This is a genomic window from Vibrio sp. 10N.286.48.B8 (genome assembly GCF_003050085.1).
Classification (GTDB): domain Bacteria; phylum Pseudomonadota; class Gammaproteobacteria; order Enterobacterales; family Vibrionaceae; genus Vibrio; species Vibrio crassostreae.
Genome location: NZ_PIGD01000025.1, coordinates 33,336 through 50,215 on the forward strand (window position 1 = coordinate 33,336; position 16,880 = coordinate 50,215).

A 16,880-nucleotide genomic window follows, 5' to 3' on the forward strand; every position below is an offset into this window, starting at 1 on the left:
TACTATCGATTTGTAAACAGTAGGAAGCCAACGTTGATGCGTTGGCTTTTTTGATCGTGCTTTATGTCCCGTCCGAGATGTGTTTACTGAAGACCGAGCTGCTCTTTTAAAGTCTTGAGGTAACGACGGCTAACAGGGACTTCAAAGCCAGTCAGGGTAATGATCTCCGCTAATCCATTCTCTAACAGTTTGATCTCTTGGATCGACTTTATGTTGATCAAATACTGGCGATGACAGCGGATCAAATCGGTTTTTTCTTCCAAGATCTTTAGCGTTAACTGTGAAGTCGCGGTTTGCGATGAGCTACGTACATGCACCCCACTGATATCGGAATAGGCGCACTCGACCGTTTGGCTTGCCATGATCACAATGCGGTTATGACCAATACATGGAATCTGCTCTAAGTGACAGGGAGCAATCGCAGAGATGTCTTGTGCTGGCGCTTTCTGATTTTGTTTGATGACCTTATTCAGGCGACAAACGCTCTTGTTTAATCGACAAGGCTCGACTGGCTTAAGTAGGTAATCAAAAGCATTATCTTCAAAGGCTTGAATAGCATATTGGTCGTAGGCGGTGACAAATACCACGTAGGGCATGGTTTCCGGGTCAAGCATACTCAACAATTCAATACCGGTGACCTGAGGCATTTGAATGTCCAAATACACCACATCAGGCTTGAGAAGGTTGATCTGCTTAAGTCCTTCAATTGCGTTACTCGCTTGACCAATGACTTCGACTTCTCCGGTTTCGGTCAGAAGTTCAATCAGTTCTTCGCGAGCAAAAAGCTCATCATCGATAACTAATGCTTTTAACATCCTACAATCTTCATTTTTGTGCCATCCCTGCTTGATTCACGCTTATCTTTTTAATGTCTGCTAAATGTTACTACTGGGGGAGCTAACATCTATGAAAACATCATTATTTTAGTATAGGTATGATAAAGCTCATTCGAGTAAATTGCTGTGGTTGAGATTCTATTTTTAGTGCTGAATCTTGTCCAAAGAAATTAGTGAGTCGTTTATCAACAATCTCCATCCCTAATCCTACATGATCTTGAGATGGCTTCTGATAATTACCCGCGTTGTCTTCAACGGTTAACTTGAACCCACTCTCGAAAGCCTCGCTATAGATCTTCACTGTGCCACCTTCTAGCATGTTCGAAATGCCATGCTTGATGGCGTTTTCAACCAATGGTTGCAGGGTAAAGCTTGGTAGTTGTGACTCGTATAACTGTGGATCTATGTCCCATTCCACTTCTAACCGGTCGGTAAAACGTGCCTTTTCAATGGTGAGATACGCATTGACGTGTGCAAGCTCGTCTTTAAGTTTCACAGTGTTGATGTTCTGCTTAAGGTTGCTTCTAAAGAAGTGAGATAGGTGCTGAATGAGCTCTCGCGCTTTATCAGGGTCACGACGTGTTACTGCACTGATAGTATTAAGCGCATTAAACAAGAAGTGCGGGTTCACTTGAGCGTGCAGTAGTTTGATTTCCGCTTGTGTCAGTAGCGTCTGTTGTTGCTGATAGTTGCTGAACAGGATCTGACTCGACAATAGTTGAGCAATACCTTCAGCCATCGACATGTTGATGGTTGAAAATAGCTTTAGCTTAGGCTCATACAGTTTGATGGTACCGACGACTTCGTTACCGGCACGCAGTGGGATAATAAGCGCAGAACCTAACTTACAATCTTGCGAAAGAGAACATTGGTATGGGTTCTCTTTGCCATCAAGGTAGATGATGTCGTTCTGTTCCATCGAAGTGAGCGTGCTTTGCGATGAAATAGGGGTATTTGGAATATGGTGTTCATCGCCAATGCCAACGAACGCGAGGATTTTTTCTCGGTCGGTGATCGCTACCGCCCCAACATTGGTCTCTTCGTAAACGATACGTACGATTTTTTGCGCGTTATCTGAATTAAACCCGCCATGCAAAATACCTACCGAACGCTCGGCGATGGTGAGTGCGCGGCGCGAGAAGGTCGCTGAGTACTTCTCGAAGATAGTTTTCCTATCTTGAATGATGCTCATGAACAGTGCAGCGCCCACTGAGTTAGCAATGATCATTGGCGCGGCAATATCAGAAACTAGAGCGTAGGACTGCTCAAACGGTTTAGCGACTGCGAGCAGAATCAACATCTGAATGATCTCTGCAAATAGCGTCACAGAGAACACCACCATCGGGTTAAACAACTGGCTGGCTTTGTTCTTTCGGACTAAGTATACATGCAGCAAGCCACCAATCAGGCCCTCTGCAGTGGTTGAAATCGCACAAGCTAAGTCAGTAAAGCCACCTAATGAGTAGCGATGAATCCCGCCGGTAAAGCCTACGGCAAAGCCAACGACAGGGCCGCCAAACAGGCCTCCCATTACCGCCCCCATTGCACGAGTGTTGGCTATCGCGTCATTAATCTGCAGTCCGAAATAGGTGCCCATAATGCAGAACAGGGAAAACAGAACATAACAGCTGACTTTATGACTTAAGCGTGAAGAGATGCTTAACAGAGGGAGAATCAGCGGGGTTTTACTTAGCATGTAAGCAATCACTAAGTAGACACAAGTTTGTTGCAGAAGAGAGAGAATGAGTTCCATATTTTCACCTATTGAGACGCTTGTTAAGTGTAAAGCTCATTGCGTGGTAACGGTAGCTTTGCTTGTGTTTTCGTTGGTTATATCGAGTGACGATTGCTTCTCAATGCTGAGATACAGTAAAGCCCATCACAGAGGACGGGCTTTAGTCTTAATTTCCACGAATCACTGGGTGATTACGGGAGCAAGCGAAGTGTGTTTGGCTGTTGTTTTGTCTCTCAATGAAGACGTGTCTCTTTTATTCAAAGTCTGAAAGAACTAGGCAGTTTTGGTTACGCCTTTTGCTTCTTTCTCTTCTTCATCAGCAAGGTCGATATCACCTTTGCCTTTTGATATCTTGATAACGTAAGCCGCAATACCAAGTGCACTCACCACACCAATGATGGTCGAGATTTGCATTGGTAGACCGAAGCCTAGTTGGCTGTTGTTCAGGATGAATGTGATACATACAGATGTCATGAACACAGCTGGAACCGTGGTTACCCAGTGCAGTTTATTGTGACGAAGTAGGTAAGCCGAAGCTGTCCATAACATCATTACAGCTGTTGATTGGTTAGCAAAACCGAAGTAGCGCCAGATGATACCGAAATCAACTTGAGTCAAGATGCCACCGATAACGAACAGTGGCAGAGCCATCAGTAGGCGGTTACGCAGTGTTTTCTGTTCCATGTTGAAGTATTCAGCAAGGATAAGACGGCTTGAACGGAATGCTGTGTCACCAGAAGTGATTGGTAGGATAACCACGCCAAGGAAAGCAAGGATACCGCCGAATACACCCAGTAGACCAAATGAAGCGCTGTATACCACGTTACCTGGGCCGCCGTTTGCAATTGCGTCTGATAGAGACTCAACTGAACCGAAGAATGAAAGAGCAAGTGCACACCAGATTAGAGCGATGATGCCTTCACCAATCATTGCACCATAGAATACGAAGCGACCGTTCTTCTCGTTTTCCATACAACGCGCCATCAGTGGTGACTGAGTTGCGTGGAAGCCAGAGATTGCACCACAAGCGATAGTGATGAATAGAGCAGGCCAAAGTGGTAGGTCATTCGGGTTCATGTTGGTGAACATGTCTTTCATCTCGAAGCCTCCCATGATTTGGTGCTCGTCAGAAAGACCAATCGCAGTGATTAGGCCAACAGACATGAAGATAAGTAGTGCACCGAACAATGGGTAGAAACGACCAATGATTTTATCGACAGGGACAATCGTTGCGATGATGTAGTAAGCAAAGATGATAACAACCATGGTTGTTGCAGACATCGCGAAATCAGTTTGGTCGTTCACTAGGTTAGTGATCATGCCTGCAGGAGCAGAAACAAATACCACACCAACAAGAAGCAGTAGAACAATGGCAAAGATGTTCATAAAGTGTTTTGCGCCATTGCCTAGGTAACGTCCAGTGATGGTTGGAACCGACGCACCACCATTACGGATAGATAACATACCTGAGAAGTAGTCGTGTACTGCACCTGCGAAGATACAACCTAGCACGATCCAAAGCATCGCTGCTGGGCCGTAAAGGGCACCCATGATAGGTCCGAAGATTGGACCTACACCTGCAATGTTAAGCAGTTGAACTAGGTAAACCTTTGGTGTCGACATTGGAACGTAGTCCACGCCATCTTGCTTAGTGTGAGCGGGTGTTTGACGCTTTTCATTGATACCGAAAATCTTCTCGATAAAGGCACCGTAAATAAAGTAGCCACCAATGAGTGCTGCAACACAGGTAAGAAACCACATCATAATTTGTTATCCCTGAATGTATTAATTAAGTCAGGGTGTATATTAAAGAAGAGTATGAAAAGAAACTTCCGCTATGAGAGTGAGTGGTCGAATAGTCAATTAAGTGGTGTTATAACTGATTGAGTGGTTTGCTACGTTTGTAGAGCGGTTGGTTATTCGTGTTGAGAAGGCTCTTGCTTCTGGCAAGTGGTGATTTATCAGCTTTAAGCGGTAACCAATAGATATCAGTGGCAGATAACAGACACAAGTGGACATCAGCCAGTGTTCAGCGGAGAATCACCATAAAGGTAACGCTTCGTCAGGAAGTGGCTAGGTAAATATAAAGGACTGAAATGAAAAAAATAATCGCACTATTCGCCGTGGCATTTAGCCTTGCAGGATGCAGCGCCAATGTTCAAGATTTAGCCGCTGAGGGCAATTGGCAAGAGATTGGCTATCGTGATGGCATCAAAGGTCACACTCAGCGTTCGTATTCAGAGATGACTGAGCTTGGCGCAGTCGATCAAGCGAGTTACACAGAAGGTTACCATCTAGGTGTGACTGAATATTGTAATCCGAACCATGCTTATCAGATTGGTTTATCTGGTCAGGTGTATGAAGGCGTGTGCTCTGGTACGGAAGAGGCTCAACGTTTCCGCATGGAATGGCGACGTGGCTGGGATGAGTTCTCAAACGACTATTAAGCCCAAGCTAGCGATAAAAAATTAAAACTAAAAAGACCAGTACCGCATGTGTACTGGTCTTTTTGTTTGTAGTGAGAGTAACAGAAGCAGATTACTGATTATTCTCGACTGCTTTTCTCAAGAAACCATTTTGCTTATCAAGCTGAGCCTTGGCCAATTCTAAATCTAGCCCGGTTAGAATCATCAAAATAGACAACTTCACATCGTAATCAGTCGTTTTAAGTGTCGAGACTGCCAGCGCTTTGTCGCATTCAGTTGCTTGGATAACGATACGAGCAGCGCGGGCAACCAACTTTTCATTGGTCGCTTTTACGTCGACCATCAGATTTTGGTAGCTCTTACCGATACGAATCATGCTGGCAGTCGTTAGCATATTAAGCACCAGCTTTTGTGCTGTACCTGATTTGAGTCGTGTTGAACCAGTCAATGCTTCTGGGCCAACCACAGGGCTAATTGCGATTTGAGCGATTTCAGCAATTGGAGAATCAGGGTTACAAGACAATGCAACGGTCACCGCGCTAAGCTGATTGGCATAGTTGAGTGCACCAATCACGTAAGGTGTGCGACCACTGGCAGCTATACCCACCACGACATCATTTTCTGAAAATTGAATCGCTTTCAGATCTTCAATACCGAGAGTCAGCGAGTCTTCTGCTCCTTCTTTGGCTTTTAAAATCGCCTCTGGTCCACCTGCAATTAGGCCGATAACCATTTTGTCTGAAACACCGAAAGTCGGTGGGCATTCTGATGCGTCCAACACACCTAATCGACCACTGGTGCCTGCGCCCATATAAATCAGTCGACCACCGTTTTGAAAGGCATGAGCAATTTTATCAACCGCTTTCGCGATCTGCGGCAGTTCCGCTTCAATCGCCAGTGGGACTTGTTTGTCTTGTTGGTTAATCTTTTCAACCACTTCGAGAGAGGTGAGCAGATCAATATCCATAGTATCAGGGTTTCTCCCCTCCGAAACGAGGTGCGAGAGCGCTGATATGAGAGCGTCGTTACTCATAATGATCCTTAAATGGTGATTCTAAAATGATGGTTCTAAAATGGTTTAGTCAGCACGATAGAGAACGCCTAGAGAGGCAGCTCTACTTGCGCCAGTCACTTCTGGTAAATTGCTTGGCAGTTGATGAACATGGCGTTGGGCAAGCCACGCAAAGGCCATAGCTTCCATATAATCGGCATCAACGCCTTTACTGGTGGTCGATTCCACTTCCCAACTCGGAAGCAATTCAGCCAACCTTTTCATCAACAATGGATTTCTCGTACCGCCACCACACACATAGAGTGCAGGTTGGTTACCCAAGCGATAAGTTTCCACTTCATTGGCTATCGTCAATGCCGTGTATTCACAAAGCGTGCGTTGCACATCTTCTGCTGCAAGGTCTTTAAATTCTGTAAGCTGTTGTTCTAGCCACGGTAGGTTGAACAGTTCTCTACCAGTACTTTTCGGTGTCATTTGAGATAGATAAGACTCATTCAACAGCTGTTCTAGCAAGGCTTGATTGAGTTGACCTTTAAGTGCGAATTGCGCATCACGGTCAAACTTTTCGTCCGTATGTTTATCAACCCAAGCGTCCATCAACATATTACCTGGGCCTGTATCATAACCAAGTGTTGGCTGATTCGGGCGCAGTACTGAAATATTCGAGATACCACCAATATTCAACACCACAACCGAGCTGTCTTGCGGGTGGAAAATTGTATGGTGGAAGGCGGGGACTAACGGTGCACCTTGTCCGCCTAATGCCATGTCTTTACGTCTGAAATCAGCGACGGTTTGAATCTGTGTTTTAGCGGCAATGATGTTGGCATCACCCAGCTGCATGGTAAATGGAGATTCGCCTGTTGGCTGATGAAACACCGTTTGGCCATGATTACCAATCGCAGTTACAGAAGATGCTGGAGTTCCTGACTTGTCGAGAAGTTGCAGAACCGCATCAGCAAACAGATGGCCAAGCTGGTGGTCGAGTTCGCCAATAGCAATCAAATCCGTTTTCTGACCAATACACACCTCAAGCAGACGCGCTTTGAGATCATCAGGCATTGGGAACTCATCATGAGCGAGTAATGTGATATGCGTATCTTCAATCGAAACTAAAGCAGTATCAACGCCGTCCATACTCGTCCCCGACATCACACCGATATACAGTTCTTTATGATCCATTCCTAAGCTCTTGCACTGCATTCCTAAACTCTTCCACAGATTGGTTTAAAAACATTGTAAAGCAAATTTAAAGAGAATAATCTCGTGAAGTTTATGAAATTAGGTTTAATAAGGGATAAATATGGGACCGTTGTGGGTTGATGTTGCAGGCTACGAGCTGACAGCTGAAGACAGAGAGATTTTGGAGCACCCAACTGTTGGTGGTCTCATCTTATTTGCTCGAAACTACCACGATAGCAAACAGTTATCGGCGTTAAATAAAGAGATTCGCAAAGTTGCAAAACGTCCTATTTTAATCGGCGTTGACCAAGAAGGCGGACGAGTACAGCGTTTCCGTGATGGCTTTTCAATTATCCCAGCAGCTCAAGAATTCGCGACTAAGAATAATGGCGAACAGTTAGCAGAACAAGCGGGTTGGCTGATGGCGGCGGAATTGATTGCCCATGATATCGACCTGAGCTTTGCGCCAGTATTGGATAAAGGCCACGACTGTAAAGCGATTGGTAGCCGAGCGTTTGGTGAAGATATTGATACCATCGTTCGTCATAGCAGCGCGTTCATCAAAGGCATGAAGTCGGTCGGCATGGCGACAACAGGAAAACACTTCCCTGGACACGGTGGCGTAATTGCTGACTCACACTTAGAGACGCCATATGACCCTAGAGACGACATCTTTGAAACCGACATGGCAATCTTCAAGGCGCAAATTGAAGCCGGAATATTGGATGCGATGATGCCTGCACATGTGGTGTTCTCTCATTATGATGATCAACCAGCAAGTGGCTCTCAGTATTGGCTACAGAAAGTATTGAGACAAAAACTTGGCTTTAAAGGCCTAATATTTTCGGACGACTTAACCATGGAAGGTGCTGCTATTATGGGCGGACCAGCCGACAGAGCGAAAGCGGCCTTGAGTGCGGGGTGTGACATGGTGTTGATGTGTAATAAACGAGATGCACAAATTGAAGCTCTTGATCACTTAGCGATTCAAGAGGTGCCTTTAGCCAACTCATTGCTTAAAAAACACAGCTTTGATTTACCGACTCTTCACTCAGACAACCGATGGAAAGAGGCTTCAGAGCAAATTAAGCGAATGCTAGGCAGTGAGTGATAAATAAACACATAATAATTTTAGATAGGGCGATATGATAAATATCGCCTTTTTTGTATGTGTAGGGCGAGGTTTAGAGCTATTTGATAGCTTGAATAAGTTAAAGTAGTTGTGTAAATTTAATTTTACATCAAATGTTTTTCATTGTTTACACTTGCAATCGTTTTTGTAGCTGTTATTGTGTTTTTAAAGATTGTTAGCCCAAATGAAAATGTTGGGTGTAAAAATAAATATACAGGTTGAGTTATGCAGAAAAGTGAATTAAGCAATGTCAATATCATCGACGAACAGGTACTGATTACTCCTGAGGAGTTAAAAGCAAAACTGCCTTTGAGTGATAATGCTCGTCGTTTCATTCAAGAGTCTCGTCAAACTATCGCAAACATCATTCATAAGAAAGATCATCGTATGCTTGTTGTATGTGGTCCATGTTCTATCCATGACATTGAAGCTGCGAAAGAGTACGCGAAACGCCTAAAAGCACTTTCTGAAGAACTGAGCGATCAACTGTATATTGTAATGCGTGTTTACTTTGAAAAGCCTCGTACTACTGTTGGCTGGAAAGGTTTGATTAATGACCCTCATCTAGATGGCACTTTCGATATTGAGCATGGTCTGCATGTTGGTCGTGAGCTACTTGTTGAACTCGCTGAGATGGAAATTCCATTGGCGACTGAAGCATTAGATCCAATCAGCCCGCAATACCTAGCAGATACCTTCAGCTGGGCGGCGATTGGAGCACGTACGACTGAATCTCAAACTCACCGTGAAATGGCAAGTGGTCTTTCAATGCCAATCGGCTTCAAAAACGGTACCGATGGCAACTTAGGTACAGCAATTAATGCGATGCAGGCTGCTTCTTCTAGCCACCGCTTCATGGGTATTAGCCGCGAAGGTCAAGTTGCACTACTTACGACTCAAGGTAACCCAAATGGTCACGTTATTTTACGTGGCGGTAAGCAGACGAACTACGATTCAGTATCGGTACACGAATGTGAACAAGAGCTTGGTAAATCAGGCTTAGAAGCGGCACTGATGGTTGACTGTAGCCACGCGAACTCTCGCAAAGATTTCCGCCGCCAACCTCTAGTTGCAGAAGATGTGATTCACCAAATTCGTGAAGGCAACAAGTCGATTATCGGCCTTATGATTGAAAGCCATATTAACGAAGGAAACCAATCTTCGGATATACCTCTCAATGAGATGAAATACGGCGTATCTATTACCGACGCGTGTATCAATTGGGATTCAACTGAGGCACTATTGAAGCATGCACATACGGAATTAGTCCCGTTCTTAGAGAACCGTTTGAAAGGTTAGTCAGAGTTTTAAATTTAAGTGCCTCATCTAATGGGGCATTTTAAGATCTGTTACTAGCGAACTCAGCGTTAGTAGGGGCTTATAGATTAGTAAGGAATAAAATGGCCGTTGAACTGAACGAATTACGCGACCAAATCGATGCTGTCGATAAACAAATGTTGGATTTACTTGCTCAGCGATTGGCTCTAGTAGAGAAAGTCGGTGAAGTAAAAAGTGAACATGGTTTACCTATTTATGTACCAGAGCGTGAGGCTGCAATGCTGGCATCTCGTCGTCAAGAAGCCGAGAAAATAGGGGTTCCACCACAGCTAATCGAAGATATTTTGCGTCGTACTATGCGTGAGTCTTATGCCAGTGAGAAAGATTCTGGTTTTAAGTGTCTAAACCCAGAGTTACGTTCAGTGGTTATCGTTGGTGGTAATGGTCAACTTGGTGGCTTGTTTGGTCGTATGTTCAAACTGTCTGGCTACGAAGTGAAAATCCTCGGCAGCCAAGATTGGGATAAGGCCGACGAAATCTTAGATAATGCTGGCCTTGTTGTTGTTACGGTTCCAATTCACCTAACGGAAGGTGTGATTGCAAAACTAGGTAACCTACCAAGCGATTGTATTCTTTGTGATTTAACATCGATTAAGTCAAAACCGCTACAAGCAATGATGGACATGCACCAAGGCCCAGTGGTTGGATTGCACCCAATGTTTGGTCCTGATGTTCCTAGCCTTGCTAAGCAGGTGATTGTCTACAGTGATGGTCGTGGTTCTGAAAGCTACCAATGGCTACTGAATCAATTTGGTATCTGGGGTGCGAGCCTATGTCAGATGGATGCAGCTGAACACGATCACGGTATGACCTTGATTCAAGCACTTCGTCACTTCACCTCTTTTGCTTACGGCTTGCACCTGAGTAAAGAGAACCCGAACATTGATCAACTTCTGAAGCTAAGCTCGCCAATCTACCGACTTGAGATTGCGATGGTTGGTCGTTTGTTTGCTCAAGACCCGAACCTGTACGGTGACATCATTCTCTCTTCAGATGAGAACATTGAAATGATTCGACGCTTCCATAGCTGTTTCGGAGAGGCGTTAGAAATCCTAGATGGCAAAGATAAAGCCAAGTTTGTTGAGAGCTTCAACCAAGTGAGTGATTGGTTTGGTGACTACTCACAACAATTTTTGCAAGAGAGCCAAAGTCTTCTAAAACAAGCACATGACTCGATTCATCGTGGTTAATACGATTTGAAATCATAAAAAAGAGCGACCTGATGGTCGCTCTTTTTGTTTGTGTTGAACGCTATGAAAGCATTTGGCCTACTGTAGGCTAAATGCAATTAGATCATCATAGGCCAAATCAACAGGTTCTAGTTAGCTGTGTCTAGTTAGTCGTAATAGGTTTCTTACTATCTTCACTCGATACGGTGTCGATGGTTGAGCTAATGTAAGGCACGTTAGTCAGGTTGATCTGCAAACGAACCACATTATCAATCAGCTGAACCAGTGGGCCCCACTTAACCTTTTTCTCTTTTTCGAATACGTAGTTGAAGTTTTCCGGTGTCCAATCCATCAAGTATTGAGGGTTCAACGAACGGCCAAGGAAGCGTACTTCATAATGCAAGTGTGGGCCGGTTGAGTTACCTGAATTACCACAGCTCGCAATGACATCGCCTTTACTTACAAACTGACCGCTACGTACCTTGAACTTCTGTAGGTGCGCATAAGAACTCATGAAACCAAACGAGTGACGCATAGTGATAAAGTTGCCGAAGCCTTTTTTACTTGGGCGTACTGTTTCAATGACTCCATCTGCGGGCGCCACAATATCTTCACCACGCTTACACGTTAGATCGATACCAGTATGTACGTGGCGTTTACCTGAAATAGGGTTAGTGCGGCTACCATAAGAAGAAGAGATACGTTGATAAGCCATCGGGCTGTCGTTTGGAATCAAACGGAACATCGTGGCTCTTACTGCTGAATCGACTGCAGCCGCATCAATACGATCTTCTAAAGATGCATCATCGGTAAGCAGCTCTTCATCAGCAAGACCAAGTACTGATTCCACATCGAATACACGCTTACCAAGCAGTTGAATCGTGCCTTCTTTCTCAGTCAGTGTTTGCGATAGCGAATGGTTGGTTTCTACTTGCTCAGCATAAAGAAACTCAGTTTGCTCTTTTTCAACAATCAGAGTTTCAATCAACTCTTGTGCGTCACCTGCTTGCATCGCGAGTTCTTGTTTACTCTCGAAGTGCATGTACGCCGCTCCGCCAATCAATAGCGGTACTGAAAAAATGGCAGTAGTGCACATGAGTACGGCTTTACGGCCGAAGTAAAACGTCTGTTCCCCCTGGCTAGAGGGAATAGTAATGGATAGTTTTTTAGACATGGTTCTGTATTAACTAAATGCTTCTAATAGAAAAAGGGTAATGGAGATGTCACTCTCTACCTAAATCGGTAAGGTGTTCAATCTCTCTATAAAGCAGTTCATCGTCACCAACGTTAAGCTCCACAAGGCGCTTAAGGTGGCTAATACTATCAATATCTAAATGCTCTATGCGTAAACGCATTGAGGTATTGATGGTAGAGACTATCGTTGCTTCTAACTGAATATTGATATCACTGCTTTCGAGCTTAAAGCTCACTTGAACGGGGATATCATGGCTAAGTTGTTTTGATTCATTGCATTGAATGAGTAAACCATGGAGTGATAAGTCTTGCACTGAGCCTGATACATTTACTTGCCCTTGTGAGATCTCAGTCGGGACTTGATAAATAACTCGTGAAAATTGACGTCTTTCAACCATAAGTAATCTCTCTATATCGATGCATAACACGTAAGCCAGATATATCAAAGGCCGCTATTATCGCGGCCTTTGTTCAAAATACAAGCTTATTTACTTAGCGATACGCTTGTACTTGATGCGGTGCGGTTCTGCCGCTTGAGCGCCCAGAGTCAGCTTAAGCCACTCAGTGTACTCAGTATAGTTACCTTCGTAGAAGTTAACTTGACCTTCATCACGGTAGTCTAAGATATGGGTCGCAATACGGTCAAGGAACCAACGGTCATGCGAGATAACCATTGCACAGCCAGGGAATTCAAGCAGTGCTTCTTCAAGAGCACGTAGCGTTTCAACGTCAAGGTCGTTGGTCGGTTCATCGAGTAACAGTACGTTACCGCCCGCTTTTAGCAGTTTAGCTAAGTGAACACGGTTACGTTCACCACCAGAAAGCTCACCGATGATCTTCTGTTGGTCGTTGCCTTTAAAGTTGAAACGAGAACAGTAAGCACGCGCAGGGATTTCGAAGTTGTTGATCTTAATGATATCAGCTCCTTCAGAGATCTCTTGGAATACTGTCTTAGTGTCGTCCATGCTGTCACGGAACTGATCAACAGAAGCAAGCTTTACAGTCTCACCTAGTACAACTGAACCTGAATCTGGCTGTTCTGCACCGCTTAGCATCTTGAATAGTGTTGATTTACCTGCACCGTTGGCACCAACGATACCGACGATAGCGCCCTTAGGCATGCTGAACGATAGGTCGTCGATAAGAACGCGGTCACCAAACGACTTAGTCAGGTTGTTCACTTCAAGAACTTTGTCACCTAAACGCTCACCTGGCGGGATGAACAGTTCGTTGGTTTCGTTACGCTTCTGGTATTGGCCAGTAGTCAGTTCTTCAAAACGAGCCATACGAGCTTTAGACTTAGCTTGACGGCCTTTAGGGTTTTGACGAACCCATTCAAGTTCTTTCTCGATTGTCTTTTGACGTGCGCTTTCGCCCGCTTTTTCTTGCTTAAGGCGCTCGTCTTTTTGCTCTAGCCAAGACGTGTAGTTACCTTCCCATGGGATACCTTCACCACGGTCAAGTTCTAGAATCCAGCCTGCAGCGTTGTCTAGGAAGTAACGGTCGTGGGTAATCGCCACAACAGTACCGCTGTAATCGACTAGGAAGTGCTCAAGCCATGCTACTGATTCGGCATCCAAGTGGTTGGTTGGTTCATCAAGAAGCAGCATGTCTGGCTTTTCAAGAAGTAGACGACAGATAGCAACACGACGACGCTCACCACCTGATAGGAATTCAATTTTCGCATCCCACTCAGGAAGACGAAGTGCGTCAGCAGCACGCTCTAGAGCTGTTTCTAGGTTGTGGCCGTCTTTTGCTTGAATCAGTGCTTCTAGTTCGCCTTGCTCTTTTGCTAGTGCATCGAAGTCTGCATCCGGTTCTGCGTAAGCTGCGTAGACTGCATCGATACGCTTAAGTGCGTCAGCAACGTCAGAAACCGCTTCTTCTACGATCTCACGAACGGTTTTTGATTCGTCTAGTACAGGTTCTTGCGGTAGGTAACCTACTTTAAGGCCTTGCTGTGCACGAGCTTCACCATCAATATCAGTATCAATACCAGCCATGATACGTAGTAGGGTAGATTTACCTGAACCATTTAGACCCAAAACACCGATTTTAGCGCCAGGAAAAAAGCTAAGAGAAATGTCTTTAAGAATTTGACGCTTAGGTGGAACAGTTTTGCTCACCCGAGACATGGTATATACGTATTCAGCCATTGCCGATCGATCCTAATTATTGTTCAAAATTGTCTGCTATTTTATACCAATATCCCTAAAGATGTTACTCCTAGGTCAGAAAAGCCATTCTTGAACTAATCCTTACCTATTATTGTCACATTGGTCATTAAAACTATATTTAATAAGCTTCTGAGGCGAAGTGTTAAATATTAATAGTATTTACACTCAAATCCTTTACATTTGATGTGATGTCGGGCGTAAATAGACTTCACGTATTCATACACGCACTAAGGAAAGAGCGAATGTTTTTCCGCATTGGTAATACGAAAATTGCTGTGGCTGCATCAGCAATTTTGTCTTCATTTTCACTGGCTCCGATGGCTATGGCTAGCAACGCCTCTGAGCTTGAAATGCAGCGTGATGTTTATGATAGAGCGCAAGAGGTTTTAGACAACCGTGATCTAAAAGCTTACTCCGCGCTGCGCAACAAAATTCAAACATACCCTTTAACACCTTACACCGATTATCGAGCCTTTCTGATTGGCTTAGGTGAACGCACACCTGCTGAGGTGGATGCTTTCATTGAAGAGAATAAGGCACTGCCATTTTCTAATCGAATGCGCGCACCTTACCTGGATTCATTGGCTTCTCAAAAACAGTGGAAGACCATCCTTGAATTTCAAACTAAAGAGCCTGTCGGTGAAAAATATCAATGCATCTATTATCGAGCGCATTACGAGCAAGGTAACAAAGAGCTCGCCTTTAAAGGGGCGAAACAGCTTTGGTTGAGTGGCAGTGGTGTTGATGATGCCTGTGACCCTTTATTTAAAAGTTGGGATCAAGCCGGTTTAAGAACGGATGAACTCATCCTAGATAGAATGTTATTAGCGTTTGAAGGCCGTAACGGCAAGCTGATGAGCTACCTGATCAAGCAATTGGATCATGATGATTCAATTGCTCAAGCTAAGCAGATGAAGGCGTTGTACAACAAGCCTGAAAACGTGCTCGAATTTGCTAACAAGCACCCAGCAAATGAATTCTACCAAGCGCAAACCGAGTTTGCTTTCGAGAAGTTAGCAAGGAAGTCATCAAGCAGCGCTCAAGAGGTGTTTGATGACGTCATCAAGGCTCAAAAGTTCTCGAAAGAGAAGTCTCAAGAGCTTGCTGATTACCTAACGTTTCGTTTGATTAACACCGATTCTGAAGAGTTGATGGCGTGGCGAGACCAGATGCTCGCGAGTTCATCAAAGCAAGTTCTGCTCGAACGACGTGCTCGCTTAGCGATTCAACATGCCGATTGGACGGGTTTGAAAGAGTGGATAGCGCGCTTGGATGACAAGCATCAGGCTTCGCTTCGTTGGCAATATTGGCAGGGCAGAGCTGAAATCGCGACGGGCGATACTGACAAAGGAAATAAGCGATTGTCAGATATCTTGGGTCAGCGTAATTTCTACAGTGTAGCTGCGGCTAAGCAGTTAGGTAAGTCTGTCGAATACCCAACATCGACACTTAAATACAATGCTGAAACAGTCAAGCCATTCGACACCTCTTTGGTGCGTATTGGTGAGCTGATTGACCGAGATAAAATTGCAGCAGCGAAGAGTGAGTGGAGTTGGTTACTAAGCAACGTAGACAAAGACCCAAAAGCGATGCTTGCGGCTCATGCTGCGACGCAACGTTGGAATCACTTTACCGTGACGGCGAGTATCTCAGCGAAGATGTGGGACAACATTGCATTACGTTTCCCTGTTGCTCATAAGTGGTGGTTTAACTTCTATGCAGAAAAACATGATATTGACCCAATCACCTTGATGTCTTTAGCAAGACAAGAGAGTGCGATGGATTCAGAGGCTCGCTCCCCTGTTGGCGCGCGTGGAATCATGCAAATTATGCCGAAGACGGCGCAATACACGGCTAACAAACATAAAATTAAGTATCAGGGCAGCGATGATCTTTATGATGTCGGCAAGAACATTGAGATTGGTAGCCACTACTTAGATGGCTTATTAGCTCAATATGATGACAACCGTATCTTTGCTTTTGCCGCTTATAATGCAGGTCCTAGCCGTGTTAAACAATGGCGTTCACGCAGCGATGAAAAACTCGATGCTTTTGCATTTATTGAAATGATCCCATTCAAAGAGACTCGGGGCTACGTTCAGAATATCTTGATGTTTGAGACCTACTATCGAGATATCTTGGGTGAGAAAGGGACATTTTTAGCTACCCATGAAGCAAAAATGAAATACTAAGGCTTCGGCATTTGGCCCGAAACTGAGTAAGAATAAAGGCAGTGAGTGCGAACCATTTCCACTTACTGCCTTTTTACATTGGATCGCATCAAGTGTTTCGGTATAAAGTGTTAAACGCTTTCAATTGTTAAGCGACTCTTTAAAGTCAGAATTTAAAAGTAAGTGTAGAGATATGGCATCACAACCTGAATATGATAATTGGCAACAACTGATGGACTTGGTAAAGACGGCTGTCGAAAAAGATCAGCACGAACTGTTGTTGACCATGATGATGACACCAGACGAGCGAGATGCTCTGGTTGCTCGAATTAATATCTTCTGTGAGTTGATGAAAGGCGATCTGTCTCAACGACAGGTGAGTCAAATGCTGGGAGTAGGCGTAGCGACGATAACCAGAGGTTCGAATGAGCTAAAGGCAAAATCGGAACAAGAGAAAGCCGTGATTGCGGATCTACTACTCAAATAGTCACTAAGTTGTTAAAGTAAG

The 16,880-nt window shown here is 44.5% G+C and carries 14 protein-coding genes; 6 read left to right on the forward strand and 8 right to left on the reverse strand.

Going from position 1 to position 16,880, the window contains the following annotated elements; translation table 11 throughout:
* Positions 1-83: 83 nt before the first annotated feature.
* The 3 genes from btsR to CWO08_RS21195 form a co-directional block, all read right to left on the reverse strand.
* Positions 84-815: a two-component system response regulator BtsR gene (btsR, locus tag CWO08_RS21185; protein WP_055319044.1), complete on the reverse strand. Its 732-nt coding sequence runs from the start codon at positions 813-815 to the stop codon at positions 84-86.
* Between the two features lie 103 nt (positions 816-918).
* Positions 919-2,589 carry a sensor histidine kinase gene (locus tag CWO08_RS21190; protein WP_102432237.1) on the reverse strand — a complete coding sequence of 557 codons (1,671 nt, stop codon included), beginning with the start codon at positions 2,587-2,589 and terminating at the stop codon, positions 919-921.
* A gap of 255 nt (positions 2,590-2,844) precedes the next feature.
* Positions 2,845-4,335, reverse strand: coding sequence for a carbon starvation protein A (locus CWO08_RS21195; protein WP_048669573.1), 1,491 nt, complete (start codon positions 4,333-4,335; stop codon positions 2,845-2,847).
* A 332-nt stretch (positions 4,336-4,667) separates the two neighbouring features.
* On the opposite strand from CWO08_RS21195, the gene CWO08_RS21200 reads away from it, so the two are divergent.
* Positions 4,668-5,018 (forward strand): DUF2799 domain-containing protein, encoded by a 351-nt coding sequence (locus CWO08_RS21200; RefSeq protein ID WP_108021035.1) that lies wholly within the window; start codon positions 4,668-4,670, stop codon positions 5,016-5,018.
* A gap of 91 nt (positions 5,019-5,109) precedes the next feature.
* Here CWO08_RS21200 and murQ read toward each other — a convergent pair whose 3' ends face one another.
* Positions 5,110-6,030: an N-acetylmuramic acid 6-phosphate etherase gene (gene murQ / locus CWO08_RS21205; protein ID WP_108021036.1), complete on the reverse strand. Its 921-nt coding sequence runs from the start codon at positions 6,028-6,030 to the stop codon at positions 5,110-5,112.
* A gap of 45 nt (positions 6,031-6,075) precedes the next feature.
* Positions 6,076-7,191, reverse strand: a complete 1,116-nt coding sequence (locus tag CWO08_RS21210; protein ID WP_108021037.1) for an anhydro-N-acetylmuramic acid kinase — start codon at positions 7,189-7,191, stop codon at positions 6,076-6,078.
* Between the two features lie 121 nt (positions 7,192-7,312).
* Here CWO08_RS21210 and nagZ point away from each other — a divergent pair, with 121 nt between their 5' ends.
* From nagZ to tyrA, 3 genes are all read left to right on the forward strand, one after another.
* Positions 7,313-8,302: a beta-N-acetylhexosaminidase gene (gene nagZ, locus CWO08_RS21215; protein WP_108021038.1), complete on the forward strand. Its 990-nt coding sequence runs from the start codon at positions 7,313-7,315 to the stop codon at positions 8,300-8,302.
* A 246-nt stretch (positions 8,303-8,548) separates the two neighbouring features.
* Positions 8,549-9,622, forward strand: a complete 1,074-nt coding sequence (locus CWO08_RS21220) for a 3-deoxy-7-phosphoheptulonate synthase (protein WP_017629783.1) — start codon at positions 8,549-8,551, stop codon at positions 9,620-9,622.
* A gap of 101 nt (positions 9,623-9,723) precedes the next feature.
* Complete coding sequence (gene tyrA, locus CWO08_RS21225; RefSeq protein WP_017071391.1) at positions 9,724-10,851, forward strand: bifunctional chorismate mutase/prephenate dehydrogenase; 1,128 nt, start codon at positions 9,724-9,726, stop codon at positions 10,849-10,851.
* Between the two features lie 142 nt (positions 10,852-10,993).
* Here the strand turns inward: tyrA and CWO08_RS21230 are convergent, their stop codons facing one another.
* The 3 genes from CWO08_RS21230 to ettA form a co-directional block, all read right to left on the reverse strand.
* The gene (locus CWO08_RS21230) at positions 10,994-12,004 is read right to left on the reverse strand and encodes a M23 family metallopeptidase (protein ID WP_102479053.1); all 1,011 of its coding nucleotides are present in this window, start codon (positions 12,002-12,004) and stop codon (positions 10,994-10,996) included.
* A 49-nt stretch (positions 12,005-12,053) separates the two neighbouring features.
* A complete protein-coding gene (locus tag CWO08_RS21235; RefSeq protein ID WP_048658078.1) occupies positions 12,054-12,422 on the reverse strand; it encodes a PilZ domain-containing protein in 369 nt (122 codons plus the stop codon).
* 90 nt (positions 12,423-12,512) lie between these two features.
* A complete protein-coding gene (gene ettA / locus CWO08_RS21240) occupies positions 12,513-14,180 on the reverse strand; it encodes an energy-dependent translational throttle protein EttA (RefSeq protein ID WP_108021039.1) in 1,668 nt (555 codons plus the stop codon).
* Between the two features lie 263 nt (positions 14,181-14,443).
* Between ettA and sltY the strand changes: the two genes are divergently transcribed.
* Together sltY and trpR are read left to right on the forward strand one after the other, a co-directional pair.
* Positions 14,444-16,393, forward strand: coding sequence for a murein transglycosylase (gene sltY, locus CWO08_RS21245; RefSeq protein WP_108021040.1), 1,950 nt, complete (start codon positions 14,444-14,446; stop codon positions 16,391-16,393).
* A gap of 172 nt (positions 16,394-16,565) precedes the next feature.
* Positions 16,566-16,859 (forward strand): trp operon repressor, encoded by a 294-nt coding sequence (gene trpR / locus CWO08_RS21250; protein WP_048658080.1) that lies wholly within the window; start codon positions 16,566-16,568, stop codon positions 16,857-16,859.
* Positions 16,860-16,880 lie beyond the last annotated feature (21 nt).